Origin of the sequence: Pseudoflavonifractor sp. MSJ-37 (assembly GCF_018917965.1) — a bacterium.
Taxonomy (GTDB): Bacteria; Bacillota; Clostridia; order Oscillospirales; family Oscillospiraceae; genus Pseudoflavonifractor_A.
This window is the reverse complement of the sequence record NZ_JAHLPP010000002.1, coordinates 57351-73485: the sequence shown is the minus strand read 5'-3', so window position 1 is coordinate 73485 and position 16135 is coordinate 57351. Positions and strand designations below refer to the sequence as shown.

At 61.7% G+C, this 16135-nt stretch carries 14 protein-coding genes and 1 riboswitch; of the genes, 4 read left to right on the top strand and 10 right to left on the bottom strand.

Going from position 1 to position 16135, the window contains the following annotated elements; all coding sequences use genetic code 11:
• Nucleotides 1-156 precede the first annotated feature (156 nt).
• Together KQI12_RS06190 and KQI12_RS06185 are read left to right on the top strand one after the other, a co-directional pair.
• Nucleotides 157-909 carry a LytTR family DNA-binding domain-containing protein gene (locus KQI12_RS06190; protein ID WP_216571699.1) on the top strand — a complete coding sequence of 251 codons (753 nt, stop codon included), beginning with the start codon at nucleotides 157-159 and terminating at the stop codon, nucleotides 907-909.
• A 125-nt stretch (nucleotides 910-1034) separates the two neighbouring features.
• On the top strand, nucleotides 1035-1694 hold the full coding sequence (locus KQI12_RS06185) for a stage II sporulation protein R (protein WP_216571696.1): 660 nt from the start codon (nucleotides 1035-1037) through the stop codon (nucleotides 1692-1694).
• Here the strand turns inward: KQI12_RS06185 and KQI12_RS06180 are convergent.
• The 10 genes from KQI12_RS06180 to KQI12_RS06135 all read right to left on the bottom strand — a co-directional run bounded on the left by KQI12_RS06180 (nucleotide 1691) and on the right by KQI12_RS06135 (nucleotide 12088).
• Nucleotides 1691-2845 (bottom strand): aminotransferase class V-fold PLP-dependent enzyme, encoded by a 1155-nt coding sequence (locus KQI12_RS06180; protein ID WP_216571695.1) that lies wholly within the window; start codon nucleotides 2843-2845, stop codon nucleotides 1691-1693. The genes KQI12_RS06185 and KQI12_RS06180 overlap by 4 nt on opposite strands.
• A complete protein-coding gene (locus KQI12_RS06175) occupies nucleotides 2842-3093 on the bottom strand; it encodes a DUF3343 domain-containing protein (protein WP_216571692.1) in 252 nt (83 codons plus the stop codon). The genes KQI12_RS06180 and KQI12_RS06175 overlap by 4 nt, the downstream gene beginning before the upstream one ends.
• On the bottom strand, nucleotides 3090-3863 hold the full coding sequence (locus KQI12_RS06170) for an acyl-CoA dehydratase activase (RefSeq protein ID WP_216571689.1): 774 nt from the start codon (nucleotides 3861-3863) through the stop codon (nucleotides 3090-3092). Before KQI12_RS06170 ends, KQI12_RS06175 begins: the two co-directional genes overlap by 4 nt.
• Entirely contained in the window at nucleotides 3860-5026 is a 1167-nt protein-coding gene (locus KQI12_RS06165) for a double-cubane-cluster-containing anaerobic reductase (protein ID WP_216571686.1), read from the bottom strand. The genes KQI12_RS06170 and KQI12_RS06165 overlap by 4 nt, the downstream gene beginning before the upstream one ends.
• A gap of 82 nt (nucleotides 5027-5108) precedes the next feature.
• Nucleotides 5109-6272 (bottom strand): MalY/PatB family protein, encoded by a 1164-nt coding sequence (locus tag KQI12_RS06160; protein WP_216571683.1) that lies wholly within the window; start codon nucleotides 6270-6272, stop codon nucleotides 5109-5111.
• 202 nt (nucleotides 6273-6474) lie between these two features.
• Entirely contained in the window at nucleotides 6475-7476 is a 1002-nt protein-coding gene (locus KQI12_RS06155) for an ABC transporter ATP-binding protein (protein ID WP_216571680.1), read from the bottom strand.
• Nucleotides 7473-8450, bottom strand: coding sequence for an ABC transporter ATP-binding protein (locus tag KQI12_RS06150; protein WP_216571678.1), 978 nt, complete (start codon nucleotides 8448-8450; stop codon nucleotides 7473-7475). Before KQI12_RS06150 ends, KQI12_RS06155 begins: the two co-directional genes overlap by 4 nt.
• 13 nt (nucleotides 8451-8463) lie before the next feature.
• A complete protein-coding gene (locus tag KQI12_RS06145) occupies nucleotides 8464-9297 on the bottom strand; it encodes an ABC transporter permease (protein WP_216571675.1) in 834 nt (277 codons plus the stop codon).
• 11 nt (nucleotides 9298-9308) lie between these two features.
• Nucleotides 9309-10256 carry an ABC transporter permease gene (locus KQI12_RS06140; protein WP_216571673.1) on the bottom strand — a complete coding sequence of 316 codons (948 nt, stop codon included), beginning with the start codon at nucleotides 10254-10256 and terminating at the stop codon, nucleotides 9309-9311.
• Nucleotides 10257-10414: 158 nt separating this feature from the next.
• Nucleotides 10415-12088, bottom strand: coding sequence for an ABC transporter substrate-binding protein (locus KQI12_RS06135; protein ID WP_216571670.1), 1674 nt, complete (start codon nucleotides 12086-12088; stop codon nucleotides 10415-10417).
• 121 nt (nucleotides 12089-12209) lie between these two features.
• Nucleotides 12210-12377, bottom strand: a riboswitch (Lysine riboswitch).
• 297 nt (nucleotides 12378-12674) lie between these two features.
• On the opposite strand from KQI12_RS06135, the gene KQI12_RS06130 reads away from it, so the two are divergent.
• Nucleotides 12675-13844 carry an alanine dehydrogenase gene (locus KQI12_RS06130; protein WP_216571667.1) on the top strand — a complete coding sequence of 390 codons (1170 nt, stop codon included), beginning with the start codon at nucleotides 12675-12677 and terminating at the stop codon, nucleotides 13842-13844.
• 220 nt (nucleotides 13845-14064) lie between these two features.
• Nucleotides 14065-16101, top strand: coding sequence for a DUF4357 domain-containing protein (locus KQI12_RS06125; RefSeq protein ID WP_216571664.1), 2037 nt, complete (start codon nucleotides 14065-14067; stop codon nucleotides 16099-16101).
• Nucleotides 16102-16135: the final 34 nt, after the last annotated feature.

Here is a 16135-nt window from a genome sequence, read left to right as displayed (position 1 = left end):
AGTCCAGAAATGAGGAGGAAGCCAATGTGGAGAGGATAGCATGAGCGAAGAGGATGGGGTCCGATTTGATGAAAATGGAAAAAGAACCGGTGAAAATGACACCGCATTTTGCATAATGCAGAGTTCGAGAACGAAACGGAAAGGAATGCGATACCTGTGCTGCGGATCGCGATATGTGATGATTCGGAGATCGAAAGGGAGTTCCTGTCGGACTATCTAAAAGAATACTGCGGCCTGCGGGCGATCTCCTACCAGTGCGTCCCTTTCGAGAGTGGAGAGGCCCTCTGGTATGAGGTCTGCGACGGCGAGTGGTACGATATCGTCGTGCTGGACATCTATATGGAGTTCTCGCTGGGGATCGATGTGGCCCGGAGACTGCGGGACCGGGCCTATCCGGGCACGATCCTGTTCTGCACCGGGACGCTGGACTTCGCGCCCAAGAGCTTCGAGGTGGGGGCGGCGGGCTACCTGCTCAAGCCTTACAGCTGGGCCACCTTCGTCCGCACGATGGACCGGGTGACGGCGGCCATCCTGGATGGGACCTATCCGGTCAAGTGCCGGACCCGGGTGATCCGGGTGCCGTATCGGGAGATCCTCTATGTGGAGAGCCGGAATTCCCAGTGCATCCTCCACCGGACCGGAGGCGAGATCCATACGATCTACAAGAAGCTTGGGGAGATCGAGCGGGAGCTGGACGCCCCCTGCTTCCTGCGGTGCCACCGGAGCTATCTGGTGAACATGAACTACATCCGGTCCGTCGGGACGGACTTCACCCTCTCCAACGGAGATACGGTGCTGATCCGCAAGCGGGACCTGCGGGCCATCCGCCAAGCCTATCACGATTACATCAGCGGCATCGCCAGCCGCTCCCGCCGCCCGCCGGAGCCGGAGAAAGACGCGGATGGATGAGCGGCTGAACAAACAAAACTGCCCAGGCCGACCAACGGCCTGGGCAGTTTTTATGCCATCCTTGTTTGGGGACCCTCCTCCTTGGACAGGATAGAGGCACACGACTGACATAGGGGGGCAACGGGATGGAAGGAGAACGACTGACATATGGAAGGAAACGGGACCGGCTCCGCCGGTGGGAGCTGGCGCTCCTGCTGGCGGCGGCGGTGAGCGCCCTCTGGGGAACCCGGCTGGATGCGGAGCAGGCCGCTCTGGCAGATCGAGTGGTGCGGCTCCATGTGCTGGCCAACTCGGACGATCCGGCGGACCAGGCCCTGAAGCGGGAGGTCCGGGACGCGGTCCTCTCCGCCGCCGACGGGCTGGTGCCGCCGGAGGCCGACCGGGAGCAGGCGGAGGCGCTCATGGGCGCCGCCCTCCCGGAGTTGGCCGCCGCCGGGGCGGAGGTGGTGGCCCGGGAGGGCTTCTCCTATCCGGTGACGGCCTCGCTGGAGCACGATGTCTGGTTCCCCACAAAGACCTATCAGGATTTCGCCCTGCCCGCCGGGACCTACACCGCCCTGCGGATCGAGATCGGCGAGGGGGACGGCCAGAACTGGTGGTGTGTGGTCTTCCCGCCCCTGTGTCTGGGCTCCGTCACGGAGTGCTCCGGTTCCGCCGGCCTGTCAGATGTGCTGAGCGAGCGGGAGGTGGCACTGGTCACCGGGGAGAGCGAGGGCTATGTGGTGAAGTTCAAAGCCATGGAACTGCTGGAAGAGGCTCGCCGCTGGTGGGAGGCCCGCGCCTAACGGCTCCGGCCCAGCCTGGCCAGTTCGGAAAGGGCCTCCAGGGTCCGGCCGATCTCATCGGCGGTGTTGAAGGGGCCAAGGCTCAGCCGGACGGCCCCCGCCGGACCAGAGCCCACGGTCTGATGGGCCAGCGGGGCGCAGTGGAGCCCGGAGCGGACGCAGATGCCGTAGTCCCGGTCCAGCCGGAAGGCGGCCTCGGAGCAGTCCATGCCGGGGACGTCCAGCAGGACCACCGCCGCCCGCTGGGCGGCGTCCCGGGGGCCGTAGACCCGGATGCCCCCGATATCCGCCAGGCCGTCCAGGAGCTGGGCGCAGAGGGCCTCCTCCCGCCGGCGGACGTGCTCAGGGCCCTGCGCGGTGAGCCACGCCAGTCCCGCGCCTAGGGAAGCGATGCCCACGGTGTTCAGAGTGCCGCTCTCGTAGCGGTCGGGCAGGGCGGCGGGCTGGTCCAGCTCCATGGAGAAGCTCCCGGTGCCGCCCTGCTTCAGCGGCGCGGGGGCGGTCCCAGGTCCCAGACAGAGGAGCCCGGTGCCGGGCAGGCCCAGCAGGCCCTTGTGTCCGGGGCAGGCCAGCAGGTCGATGCCCCACTCCTCCATGGGGATGGCATAGGTCCCTGCGCTCTGGGAGGCATCCACCAGGAAGGGGATGCCCCGGCGGCGGCAGACCTGGGCAATGGCCCGAATGGGCATGAGGGTGCCCGTGGTGTTGGCGGCGTGGGTGCAGACCACAAGGACGGTCTCCGACCGGAGGGCCGCTTCGATCTGTCCGGCGGTCACGGCCCCGGTGACGGGATCGCCCCACACCACGGTGTGGGACACGCCCCGGGCCTCCAGCGCCTCCACCGGCCGCAGGACCGAGTTGTGCTCCATGGAGGTCACGACTATATGCCCGCCGGGGCGGGCCATGCCCTGGACCGCCAGATTCAGTCCGTCGGTGGCGTTGGAGGTGAACACCACCCGGTCCGGGTCGGAGACCCCGAAGAAAGCCGCCGCCTGCTCCCGGACGGCATAGACCGCACGGCCGGCCTCCAGAGCGGGCCGGTGGCCGGAGCGGCCCGGATTGGCGCAGAGGGAGGCCATGGCCGCCCCGGCCCGGGCGTAGACCTCCGGCGGCTTCTGATAGCTGGTGGCGGCGGCATCCAGATAGATCATGGCCGCTCCTCCAGAAGGGTCAGGTCCCCGCCATCCTCCTGCCGGTAGAGGGCGCAGGGGGCGCCGACGCTCCGGCAGAAGGCCCGGCCGTCCCCTTCCGGGTCGGCCCCATCGAAGCGGAGGGACAGGGAACAGCTTCCCGCCACGCCCCGGGGCGTGGGGATCATGGTCACAGAGAGGCCCTGTTTCCTGGCCTCGGACTCGCCGCGCATGGAATGGGTGGTGGTGAAAAAGACCAGGAAGATCATCGGCGTCCCTTCTTTCCCCCGCGGGCGATCAGGGCGGCGCCCAGAGCGCCGGCGTATCGTCCCATGGGATGGGTGTGGACCTCCGCCCCCAGCTTGTCGGACAGGCGGGCGGCCAGATAGGCGCTGTCGCACAGGCCGCCGGTCAGGAGCAGGTCCCCTTTCATGGTGTGGCGGGAGCAGAGGCCCGCCACCTTGGTGACCACCGACTCCACCACACCGGCGGCGATGTCCTCCCGGCGCTCCCCGGCGCCGATGTGGCTGATGACCTCGCTCTCGGCGAAGACGGTACACATGGAGCTGATGGCCAGAGGGGTCCCCCGCTCCGCCAGTTGGAAGAGCTCGGTCAGCCCCACGCCCAGACGGTTGGCCATGATCTCCAGGAACTTGCCGGTGCCGGCGGAGCACTTGTCGTTCATGAGGAAGCTGGAGGGGAGCCCGCCCTCCACCGTGATGACCTTGGTGTCCTGGCCCCCGATGTCGATGATGGTGCCGTCATGGCCCAGCAGGGCACAGCCGCCCCGGCCGTGGCAGGTGATCTCGGTGACGGTCTTGGCGGCATAGTCCACCGCCACCCGGCCGTAGCCCGTGGCGATGACCCGGCTCTCCGCCACAGGGAAGCCGTCCTCTGCCAGCCGCTGAGCGGCCAGAGCGGCGGTGTCCTTGCTGCTCCAGCCCGTGGGGAGGACGAAGGAGTCCGCCAGCTCCGTGTCGGTCAGGACCACCACCTTGGTGGCGGTGGATCCGATGTCGATGCCTGTGAACACGCTCATTTGTCGATCGTCTCCAGGAAGGCGGCCAGACGGGTGCCGATCTGGCCCTTGTCGGACTGGGAGTAGTCGGTCTCGATGCCCAGATAGGGGATCCCCTTCTCCTCCGTCACATAGCGACGGATCAGGTGGGACTCCACGTCGAAGGTGTGGCAGGACTGGAGGATGATCTCGATCACGCCGTCCACCCGGTAGTCGTCGATCATCTGCCCCAGATAGGTCCGGCGGCTCTCGTTGGGGCTCATGACGGAGCAGTTGATGTTCAGGTACTTCCGGGCCAGGGCGGTGTACACGTCGGACTCGGACTCGTCCACCGGCTCCACCTTCTCCCGGATGCCGTTGCAGGTGTCGAAGGCCACTACGTCGGCCCCCAGCTCCTCCACGGTCTTGATGATCTTGTCCCGGACGCCGGCGTTGGGACAGCCCGTCACCAGCAGGCGGGGCCGGTCGGTGGGCCTGCCCTTGTAGTTGGCCTCCCAGTCGGCCATCACCTCGGCGGTGCGAGCTTCGATCTCGGCACAGCGCTGTTCCAGATCGAAGGAGAAGCTGCCCGCGTCCACCCGGGTGCCCATCTCATAGCCGCTGAGCGGGGCGGGATCCAGACGGCCCAGCTCCATATACTGCCGCATGACCTGGCGCTCCCGGTTCTTCCGGCGGATGGCGTCCCGGATGTCGGCCTCGGTGATGGTGATGCCGTAGAAGTCCTCCAGCTTGTGCTGGAGGGCGATGATCTCCTCCCGCCAGAAGGCCAGGGCGCGCTCATCCCGGCGGTGGGGGAGCTGCATCACATAGGTGTCCTTGATCTCATCCATGAGCTCGAACATCTTTTTCTTGCCGTCGCAGGTGGTCTCGCCGATCACCAGGTCGGAGAAGTAGAAATAGGGGCAAGTGTCGGTCAGGGCGAAGCCGTAGCTGGCCTTGATCAGAGGGCACAGGTTCCGGGGCAGGACGGCCTCGGCGGCGGGGATGGGCTCCTCCGTGAAGGCGCACAGGCCCACCGGAAGGGCTCCGGCGGCGTAGATCAGCTCCGTGGGCACGAAGCTGCAAAAGGTGCCCACCACACGGGCGCCCTTCTCCTTGAGCTCCTTCATGCGCAGGAAGCCGGCCTGACGGGCCTGGCCATAAGTCTCGAAATCAGCGGGGAGCTTCAGGGCATTCTGTTCCATAGTCGCAGTCCTCTCTTCTCTCATGTTTTCGGATGATGCAGGCCGCTTCCGCTCTTTGGGCGTCCGGCGGAAGCGGCGCGGGTCAGCGCAGATGGGCCTTCAAACGGCGGAGGCACTCCTCCACCATGGACCGGGGACAGGCCAGGTTCACCCGGACGAAGCCCGCGCCGTCGGGCCCGAAGTCCCGGCCGTCGGACAGGGCCAGACGGCACTCCTCCACGAGGAAGCGCTGGAGAGCGTCGGGCTCCAGCCCCAGACCGGAGCAGTCCACCCAGACCAGATAGGTGCCTTGAGGGGCCTGGACCCGGAGCTGGGGGAGCTCCCGCCGGATGGTGCCGCAGAAGAGGTCGATGTTCCCGGCCAGATAGGCCAGCAGGGCCTCCAGCCAGTCCTCGGACTGGTCATAGGCGGCGGTCACGGCGGCCTCGGCGAAGGCGCTGGGCATGGCGTGGGACTTGGCGGCGATGGCCTTGTACCGGCGGCGCAGAGCGGCGTCCGGGATGATGATGTTGGAGTCCTGGATCCCGGCCAGATTGAAGGTCTTGGTGGGAGCGGTGCAGAGGATGGTCCGGGCGTCCATCTCCGGATCCAGCCCCAAAAAGCTGGTGTGGGGACGGAACACCAGGTCGCTGTGGATCTCGTCGGCGATCACGGCCAGACCGTGGACCCGGCAGAAGCGGGCCAGCTCCTCCAGCTCCGGCCGTTCCCACACCCGGCCCACCGGGTTGTGGGGGGAACAGAGCATCAGGGCACGGGTCCGGGGGCCGACGGCCTCCTCCAGCGCGGCGAGATCGAAGCGGTAGTCCAGCCCATCCCGGGCCAGCGGGACGGAGACGGCCCGGCGGCCGAAGTCCTCCGCGGCCTTATAGAAGGGCCCGTACACCGGGCTGGGGATCAGGATGTCGTCCCCCGGCTCGGAGACGGCCTGGACGGCGATGCCCAGAGCGCTCACCACACCGGCGGCGAAGCAGATCCAGGACGGCTCCACATGGATGCGATGGCGGCGGTCCATCCAGCGGATTACCGCGTCGTAGTAGGCGGGGCTGAGCCGGCTGTAGCCATAGACCCCCTGTTCTACCCGGGCCGACAGGGCCTCCCGGACCCTGGGCGGCGCGGGGAAGTCCATGTCCGCGATCCACATGGGGAGCAGGTCCTGCCCGCCGAAGGATGCGTCCACGGCATCCCATTTGATGGCGCCGGTGCCCCGGCGCTCGACCACCCGGTCGAACTCTTCCGTCGTTCCCATCTTCTTCTCATCCTCCTTGGCCGATGTTGAACGCTATGGTCTTATCATACGTTTCCAGAGAAGGACTGTCAATGACTGGGAGAGGGATATTCGATAATGGGATATATCGGCCAGATCATACAGGATGTTTTCGATAAAGACGCAACAGACCGCCGCGGACGATCTCGATCCGCGGCGGTCTTGATATCGTGGAGTGGTGCGGTCATCCCTGCTGGTCCAGTTCCCGGAAGCGGTGGCAGAGGACGAAGTGGCCCTCGCTGTACTCCTCCCACTGGGGGACCTGGGAACAGCCCTCGGCGGCGTAAGGGCACCGGGTGCGGAACCGGCAGCCGGAAGGGGGATCGGCGGGGCTGGGGATGTCGCCCTCCAGCAGGATCCGGTCCCGGCGGCCGAACTGGCCCACCTGGGGAGCCGCCGACAGCAGAGCCTTGGTGTAGGGGTGCAGGGCGTGGCCGAAGATGTCCTCGTTGCTGCCCAGCTCCACCATATGGCCCAGATACATGATGGCCACCCGGTCGCACAGGTGCTCCACCACGCTCAGGTCGTGGCTGATGAAGAGGTAGGTGAGCCTCAGCTTCTCCTGGAGGTCCCGGAGCAGGTTGAGGATCTGGGCCCGGACCGACACGTCCAAGGCGGACACAGGCTCATCGCAGATGATGAGCTTGGGCTCGGTGGCCAGGGCCCGGGCGATCACGATGCGCTGGCGCTGACCGCCGGAGAACTCATGGGGGTAGCGGTCCATATGGCTGTCGTTCAGGCCCACCATCTTCAAGAGGTCGCTGACCCGGGCCTTTCTCTGGGCGGCGTCCGGGTAGAGGCCCTGGATCTTCATGGGCTCCTCGATGATCTGCCGGACGGTCATCCGGGGGTGCAGGGAGCTGTATGGATCCTGGAACACGATCTGCATGTCCTTCCGCAGGGCCCGCATCTGGCCCTTGCTCTGAGCCATCAGGTCCTTGCCGTCGAACAGGACCGAACCGGAGGTGGGCTCGATCAGCCGGAGGACGGTGCGGGCCAGAGTGGTCTTGCCGCAGCCGGACTCGCCCACCAGACCCAGGATCTCGCCCTGATAGAGGTCGAAGCTCACATGGTCCACGGCCTGCACATGGCGCTTGGGCCCGAAGGACAGGCCCTTGATCGGATACCACTTGCACACGTCTCTGGCCTGGAGGAGGATCTTGCGCTGCTCGGTCTGTTCCATCATTTGGACACCTCCTCATAGCGGAAGCAGCGGACGGTATGGCCGTTGCCCATGTCGTACAGGGGGGGCTTGGCCTGAGCGCAGCGCTCCGTGGCGTAGGGACAGCGGGGGGCGAACACGCACCCCTTGGGGAAGTCCAGCGCGGAGGGCACCGCGCCGGGGATGGTCTGGAGCCGGCCCCGGTCGCCCCGCTCCGGCAGAGAGGCCTTCAGACCCTCGGTGTAGGGGTGCAGGGGCTTGGTGAACAGGTCCTCCGTCGTGCCCTGCTCCATGATATCGCCGCAGTAGAGGACGATGGTGCGGGTACACAGCTCACTCACCACGCCCAGATCATGGGTGATGAAGGCGATGGCGGTGCCCAGCTCGTCCCGGAGCTTGCACATCAGGTCCAGCACCTGGGCCTGGATGGTCACGTCCAGGGCGGTGGTGGGCTCGTCGGCGATCAGGAGCTCGGGGCGGCAAGCCAGAGCCGTGGCGATCATGACCCGCTGACGCAGGCCGCCGGACAGCTCGAAGGGATAGCAGTCCACCCGCTTTTCCGGCATGGGCACGTTGACCATGCGGAGGGCCTCGATGGCCTTGGCCCGGGCCTCCTTCTTGTTCAGGCCCTGATGGAGCCGAAAGACCTCCATCAGCTGGTGGCCCACGGTGAACACCGGGTTCAGGGAGGTCATGGGCTCCTGGAAGATCATGGACATCCGGTTGCCCCGGATGGCGCGGAACTGCTTCATATCCATGTCCAGCAGGCTCTCGCCGCAGAGCTCGATCTTGCCGGAGACCTTCACGTTCTTCTGGGCCAGACGCATGATGGCCAGAGCCGTCATGCTCTTGCCGCAGCCGGACTCGCCCACGATGCCCAGGGTCTCGCCCCGCTTGATGTCGAAGCTGACGCCGTGGAGGATATCCAGGGTGGCGGTGTCCGTCTCGATCTGGACCCGCAGGTCCTCCACCCGCAGGACGGTGTTTTCGTCGTTCATGATGCCGCCTCCCTCACTTCATTTTCGGATCCAGCAGGTCCCGCAGACCGTCGCCCAGGATGCTGATGCTCAGCACCGTCACCACGATGGCCACACCGGGATAGATGGCCATGTAGGGGTGGGAGATGACGAAGGTCTTGGCGGCGCTGAGGATGCTGCCCCAGGTGGGCGTCGTGGGATCCACGCCCACGCCCAGGAAGCTCAGGGACGCCTCCGTCAGGATGGCGCTGGCCATGGTGGTGGTGAAGCGGATGATCAGGGGGGAGACGCACAGGGGCAGGATGTACTTGAACATGATCCGCAGGTCGGTGGCGCCCATGGCCCGGGCGCTCTCCACGTGCTCGCTCTCCTTGATGGAGAGGACCTGACTGCGGACGATCCGGGCCACGTTGGGGGTGCCCACGATGGCCAGGGCGATGATGACCTTGTCCACGCCGTTGCCGAAGATACAGGCCAGGGTCAGGGCCAGGAGCATCTCAGGGAAGGCGGAGATGCCCTCCAGGATGCGCATGACGATCTTGTCCACCAGCTTGTAATAGCCCATCAGCAGACCCAGCACGATGCCGGCAGCGGTGGAGACGATGGCCACCACCGCGCCCACCAGCAGAGAGATCCGGGCGCCGTAGAGCACCTGGGAGAAGATGTCCCGGCCGAAGCGGTCCGTGCCCATCAGATGGAGGGCGCTGGGGAAGGCCTTCTGGCTGTACGGGTCGATGGCGGTGGGGTCATAGGGGGCCAGCAGAGGGGCCGCGACGGCCACGATCAGGATCAGGGCCAGCACACCGCCGCCCAGCATGATCCGGCCGTATTTCCGCAGGAAGACGGCGGGCTTCATTTTATGCTGCATACCGTACCTCCTCAGTTCAGTTCCACTCTGGGGTCGAAGAGCTTGTAGAGCAGATCGACCAGCAGGTTGATGACGATGTAGACCAGAGCCACCACCAGGATGATGGCCTGGACCTGGGTGTAGTCCCGGCGGATCAGGGAGTCATAGGCCAGCTTGCCCATGCCGTTGATGCTGAACACCGTCTCGATCACACAGGCGCCGCCCATCAGGCTGGCCATATTGGTGCCGATGTGGGTGATGACCGGGGACATGGCGTTCTTCAGGGCGTGCTGGTAGAGCACGACCCGCTCCGGAAGGCCCTTGGCCCGGGCCGTGCGGATATAGTCGTCGCCCAGCACGTCCAGCATGGTGGAGCGGGTGTAGCGGGCGATGGAGGCGATGCTCTGGAAGCCCAGGGCCACCGAGGGCAGGATCACGCACCGGACTGCCCCGGCCAGGCCCACCTGGGCGATGGACTGGTAATACATATTAGGCAGGATGCCGGCCACGGTGCCGATGTAGTAGGCCAGCATGATGCCGCTCCAGAACACGGGGATGGACAGGCCCAGCACCGAGACGCTCATCAGCAGATAGTCCAGCACGGAGTTGCGCTTCACGGCGCTGATGATGCCCACGGGGATGCCGATCACCACGGAGATCAGGATGCTCAGGATCATGATCAGCACGGTGGGCTCCAGGCTGCTGCGGATGTTGTCGAATACGGGCACGTTGTTGTACAGAGACACGCCCCAGTCGCCCCGGAGCAGGTCGCCGATATAGTCCACGAACTGGACCAGATAGGGCTTGTTGAGGCCCAAAGTCTCCCGCAGGATCGCCAGATCGCCGGGGGACGCGTCGCGGCCCAGGATGAGGACAGCCACATCGCCGGGGAGCATCCGCATCATGAAAAAGGTGATGAACACCACGATCAAGAGCACCGGGATGGCAGAGAGGATGCGCTTGACGATGTATTTCAACACAGGTAGATGACCTCCTTTTGGAATATATGGGCCCGACTGGATATCGGGCGAAACAAGATGATCCCCCGCGGCCCGGAGACCGCGGGGAACGCCACAGGAAGCGGACGCCGGTCCGGCGCCCGCTTCCATTGCAGATGATGTCGGTCAGCGGCCTGAGATCAGGCGGCCTTGAAGTAGCTGTTCCACCAGTAGACATCCACGCCCTGACGGTCGGGGATCACGTTGGCGGAGTACCAGCAGACAGTGCCGAAGTCGCCCAGGATGATGTAGGGGACCTGATCGTCCAGCAGGGTGCAGAAGTCGGAGAAGGCCTGGATGCTCTCCTCACTGCCGGCGGCGGTGCTGCCCAGCCGGTCCAGGATGGCGGTGCGGTCCGCGCTGTCCCAGAGCTGATAGCCGGAGACGAACTGGGTCATCAGAGGATGGACATAGGACTTCTGGGTCTCGCGGCAGCAGATGTCGAAGTCGCCGCAGGCGGGGTCGTTATAGCTGGACTCGTAGGTGGTCACGTCCTTGACCTGCAGGTCCACGTTCACGCCGATCGCCTTGAGCATCTCAGAGGCGGGGAGGGCGGTGGTGTAGTAGGAGTCAGAGTCGGCGCACCACCAGCGGATGGTCTCACCGTTGTAGCCGGAGGCCGCCAGATACTCCTTAGCCTTGTCCAGATCCTGGGTCATGTTCTGGTCCAGGATGTCATTGTAGTAGGGGCTGGAGGGCATCATGGGACAGCCGCCCACCTGGAACTGGCTGGGATCGGTCTTGGTAGAGAGCAGGATGGCCTGGGGATCCAGGCAGGCCCGGACGGCCCGGCGGAAGTCCGCGTTCTGCACGATGCTGGAGGAGTTGGCGTCGGTCAGGTTGAACACGATGGTGGGGGACCAGCCGTTCCAGTTCTTGTCGCTCCAGCAGTTGGCGGTCTCCAACTGGGGGGCCATGTCGGTGAGGATGGAGGTGGAGTAGTCGAAGTTGCCGCCGATCATGCCGTTGGTGCGGGCGGTCTGGTCGCTGGCCACGCTGCAGTAGATCTCATCGAAGTAGGCCTTCTTGGTGGCGGCGGGGCCGGTGCCCTCGGTCTCATAGGCGGTGTAGTCGTCGAAGCGCTCCAGGGTCAGGTCGGCATCCCGGTTCCAGCTCTTGAGCTTGTAGGGGCCGGTGCCCACGATCTCGCTGTCATCAGTGATGTAGGAGTCCATATGGGCCTGGGCGATCTCGGCGGGCATGACCTTGCATCCGCCCTTCAGCTCGCCGATGGTGAGCAGGGCGATGGGAGCCACGTCGGAGAAGGTGTAGACCACGGTCCTGTCGTCCTTCACCTCGGTGTTGGCGATGTAGTCGCCGAAGTTGGTCTGGCCGGCGGTAGAGTAGACCAGGAACCGGTCGATAGAGGCCACTACGTCGTTGATGTCCACGGTGTCGCCGTTGTGGAACTTCACGCCGTCCCGGACGGTCAGGGTGAGCTGGAGGGAGTCGTCGCTCATGGAGTACTCGCAGACGCCGGGCCACACGGAGCCGTCATCGGCCACGGAGACGGGGGACTCGTAGATGTGATAGCCGGGGGTGTAGTTCTGGTTGGTGAAGAACTGGGCGGGGTCCAGGGAGTTGGTGGCGCCGTTGAAGTTGAGCTTCATGGTGCCGCCGAACTTGGCGTCCTCGGCGGTGGTGTCGGCGGCCAGACGCTCGGCGCCGGTGCCCTCGGTGAACTCACCGGAGGCAGAGCCCTGACCGGCGCTCTGTTGGGGCTGCTGGGCCTGCTGTCCGCCGCAGGCGGTCAGGGACAGGAAGAGAGCAGCCGCGGCTGCGGCGCTCAGGACACGCTCGTAGGTGGGTCTCATATTCGTTCCTCCTCATTGGTACGGTGCGATATCATGCCGAAAACAAAAAGACCATGGACGTTCCCGCGTCGTTTTGAGGAACATCCATGGCACTATACAGGCGGCCCGCCCGCCTTATAAAGTCAATGATAACGCTCCACAGGTGTGGCAGTCCGGGAGGTGTTCCCCCACGGCCCAGGTGCCCGCCCCCAGACAGATGGACGGCCCTTCGGCGGCTTCGCCTTTCTCCGGGGGACCCGTCCGTCCCATGGCTCCGGGTACTGATCTCAGCCGCGCCTCTACCATTGATCTACAGCTCCGGGAACGGAACTGCAAAACGTTTACCGAAAGTTTATCAGTTCTTGCCGTACCTGTCAATAGAGCGGCTCATATATTTTCATTCAGAGTGTGTAGAAATGCAGATCGATGACGCTCTGCCCGCCATTTCCGCGCGGGAGGATACCTATTAAAAGACGAAAATGACAGATCTGATGCATCCGGCCATTTGGCGTTGCAATTCTATGCTATAAGTGCTATCCTTTATCTGCTTGAAAACGACTGTCCGGCGGGCGTGCCCCCGGACAGATGCAGAAAGGAACAGAGCATCATGATTTTTGGTATCCTCAAAGACATCAAAGAGGGCGAGTACCGGGTCATCTGCACCCCCATGGAGGTGCGGAGCATCGTGGCCGCCGGCCATGAGGTGTGGGCCCAGCACGACTGCGGCCTGGCCGCCGGCTTCACTGACGAGAAGTATGCGGAGGCGGGCGCCCGCATCGTGGACAGCGCCGCTGAGATCTGGGCCGGCTGTGACATGGTGGCCAAGGTGAAGGAGTTCGTCGCCAGCGAGTATGATATGATCCGCAAGGACCAGATCCTGCTGGGCTGTATCCATCCCGCCGGCCATCCCGCGGAGGTGGACGCCCTGCTGAAGAGCGGCTGCATCGCCTTCACTGCGGAGGACGCGCACCGCTACGGCTCCCCCAACTGCGAGGCCGCCGGCAAGGTGGGCGCTCTGCTGGGCCTGGAGTCCATGATGACCATCAACGGCGGCAAGGGCAAGTTCGTGGGCGGCTTCGCCGGCGCCCCCGGCATGAACGTGCTGATCATGGGCGCGGGCACCGTGGGCCAGGCGGCCCTGCAGGTCCTCCACTCCCTGGGCGCCAAGTGTACTGTCATGGACATCAACGTGGGCATCCTGCGCACCCTGATGAACCAGTACAAGGGCGACATCGACACCATGTTCTGCAACAAGGAGACCATCGCCTCCGTCCTGCCCCAGACCGACATGGTCCTGAACTGTGTCAAGTGGCCCAAGGAGCGCACCGACTTCCTGATCGACAAGGAGATGCTGAAGCTCATGGAGCCCGGCTCCGTGCTGGTGGACATCTCCAACGACGATCCCGGCGCCATCGAGAGCAGCCACGAGACCCACTTCGACGATCCCCGCTATGTGGTCAACGGCGTGGTCCACTACTGCGTGAGCAATATGCCCAGCGCCGTGGCCAACACCACCTCTGTGGCCTATGCCGCCGAGATGCTGCCCATGATCCTGTCCATCCTGAACGACGGCGTGGCCGGCTGCTGTGTGAAGGACGGCTTCTACCGCCGGAGCCTGACCGCCTACAAGGGCTGGCTGACCCATGAGGAGACCAGCGCCATCCAGTCCCGTCCCTGGATCCGTCCCGAGGACATCCTGGGCATCGCGGACCAGCGCCTGGACCCTGCGCCTCCCGCCACCGTCACCCGCTCCAGCAACTTCTACGAGAAGAAGTAAGAGGGGCATATCCTCAAAAAGCGATACCGCGGACCGGTACAGGATCGGTCCGCGGTATTTTTCTGCCTGTATATGTAGTCACCTTCTAAAATATATGGTATAATTTCTCCAATATTCCCGCAAATGTGTTTAATTATATCATTATGCTGTCGGCACATAGTGAAAGCGATGGAGTACATACCTGAGGAAATAATATCTAAGAGGGTGGTGGGTCTATATTATGGGCAGCAAAATCACAGGGAAAGAATATTCACTACACAAAATATTCGGCCAAGATTTTGAGTATCATATTCCTGCTTATCAACGGCCATATGCATGGTCGACAGAAGAGACAGGTGTTCTTTTTGATGATCTTTATGAGTTTTATCAGTCAGAGCATTCTGGCAACTATTTTCTCGGTACTATCGTTCTCATCAAGGAAGAAGATAAACCAGAGTGTGATGTCATCGATGGGCAGCAACGTTTGACAACTTTGACGATTTTGTTCTCGACCTTGGCGAATCAGTTTAAATTTCATAATGATGCACGTAATTCCTGCAACAATCTTCTGCAAGAAAGCGGAGATATATTAGCAGGGATCCCGGCAAAACCTCGTATGCATCTTCGGGACCGCGATCAGGCGTTTTTCCAACAGTATATTCAGGAGGTAAAAATCGATGCACTTTTGCAACTTGATACGGCTTCTCTAACAGAGGTGCAAAGGCATATTCAGGAGAATTGCAAAACTTTGCTTGAACGTTTCGAGACCGCGTTTAATCAAGACGAGGATCGGCTGATTGAGTTTAGTCAATTTTTGCTGAAGCAGTGCTTTCTCGTTGCAGTTACCACGGATAGCCAGGAATCTGCATTCCGTGTGTTCTCTGTCATGAACAGCCGGGGATTGGATTTGTTGCCCATCGATATCATCAAATCGAAGGTCATTGGTGAGGTCCCACAAAATGAGCAGGATATCTATACCCAAAAATGGGAAGATCTTGAAAATATGGCTGGACGTGATGGCTTTAATGAAGTATTTACACACACTAGGACTATATTTGCAAAAGAGCGTCCAAAGAAAAATCTTTTGGAAGAATTTCAGGAGCATGTTTTAAAAGGGAAGAAGCCCGAGGAACTGATCGATACATTTTTAGCACCTTATGCGGAAGCGTATGTCATATTAAAAAATTCCGAATATATTGCATCTTCTCATGCCGAAGAAGTCAATGATACTCTGTACTGGCTAAATAAGATCGAAGACAATGATTGGATGCCTTCGGCGATCAAATTTATGGCAGAACACAAAGATGAACCTGAATATATCCTGTGGTTTATCAAAAAATTGGAGCGCTTATCATCCTATCTATATATCACAAAGCAGGATATCAACCACCGTATCGAGCGCTATAAACGAGTCCTTGCTGAAATGGAGAGTAGGCCAGACCATGATCTTTCTGGTCCGCTTACGTCTGTTGAGTTGACTATAGAAGAAAAGAAGCGTTTCTACCAGGCTCTAGATGACAAAATTTATACAAAGACACCTCGGCGACGCAATTATATTGTCCAGCGTTTGGACTCCTTTGTCTCCGATGGAGGCGCCAGATATGATAAAAAACAGTTTACTATTGAGCATGTTCTTCCCCAGCATCCTGCAAAAGATGGAGAGTGGGACAGACTGTGGCCTGAACAGGAGACACGAGACTATTGGTGTGACCGGATCGCGAATCTCGTACCTTTGACAAAAGGAAACAATTCCTCTGCACAGAATTATGATTTTGCAGTCAAAAAAAGAAACTATTTTCAAGCGAAAAACGGAACTACATCTTATAGCTTGACTGCTCAAATCATTAATATCGATTCATGGACACCCGAAGTCGTAAAAAAACGGCAAGAAGAACTCCTTAAAATATTCTCCGTAAATTGGGAACTTGCTTCATCAGCGTTAAACAGTAACACGGCCAATTCTTCCGATACGTTTTATCTTGCTACTCCGCGTGGCTGCAACGCATATGGTCATACTGGGGATGATTCTACCTTCATAGTTGAAAAGGGCAGCCATATCTCGCCGGATACTACCCCGTCTTGCCCACCTACTTATATTAATCTTCGTGATGATCTTATTAAACAATGTATCATCATTGATAATATTTTTAGACAGGACTATCCATTTACTAGCCCTAGTGCGGCGGCAAGCGTTGTGACCGGGAGTTCTAGTAATGGCCCTCAAAAGTGGAAAACTGTAGATGGTCGAACCTATAGTGAGGTGTCATCTACTCATTGACATCTTTGATGGGTTTTAACGCAGTTTGGTTTTT

Excerpts from the sequence above, each read along its gene's own strand:
- KQI12_RS06185 (WP_216571696.1), top strand. The coding sequence starts at position 1,035 with ATGGAAGGAGAACGACTGACATATGGAAGGAAACGGGACCGGCTCCGC.
- KQI12_RS06180 (WP_216571695.1), bottom strand. The coding sequence starts at position 2,845 with ATGATCTATCTGGATGCCGCCGCCACCAGCTATCAGAAGCCGCCGGAG.
- KQI12_RS06175 (WP_216571692.1), bottom strand. The coding sequence starts at position 3,093 with ATGATCTTCCTGGTCTTTTTCACCACCACCCATTCCATGCGCGGCGAG.
- KQI12_RS06170 (WP_216571689.1), bottom strand. The coding sequence starts at position 3,863 with ATGAGCGTGTTCACAGGCATCGACATCGGATCCACCGCCACCAAGGTG.
- KQI12_RS06165 (WP_216571686.1), bottom strand. The coding sequence starts at position 5,026 with ATGGAACAGAATGCCCTGAAGCTCCCCGCTGATTTCGAGACTTATGGC.
- KQI12_RS06160 (WP_216571683.1), bottom strand. The coding sequence starts at position 6,272 with ATGGGAACGACGGAAGAGTTCGACCGGGTGGTCGAGCGCCGGGGCACC.
- KQI12_RS06155 (WP_216571680.1), bottom strand. The coding sequence starts at position 7,476 with ATGATGGAACAGACCGAGCAGCGCAAGATCCTCCTCCAGGCCAGAGAC.
- KQI12_RS06150 (WP_216571678.1), bottom strand. The coding sequence starts at position 8,450 with ATGAACGACGAAAACACCGTCCTGCGGGTGGAGGACCTGCGGGTCCAG.
- KQI12_RS06145 (WP_216571675.1), bottom strand. The coding sequence starts at position 9,297 with ATGCAGCATAAAATGAAGCCCGCCGTCTTCCTGCGGAAATACGGCCGG.
- KQI12_RS06135 (WP_216571670.1), bottom strand. The coding sequence starts at position 12,088 with ATGAGACCCACCTACGAGCGTGTCCTGAGCGCCGCAGCCGCGGCTGCT.
- KQI12_RS06130 (WP_216571667.1), top strand. The coding sequence starts at position 12,675 with ATGATTTTTGGTATCCTCAAAGACATCAAAGAGGGCGAGTACCGGGTC.
- KQI12_RS06125 (WP_216571664.1), top strand. The coding sequence starts at position 14,065 with ATGGGCAGCAAAATCACAGGGAAAGAATATTCACTACACAAAATATTC.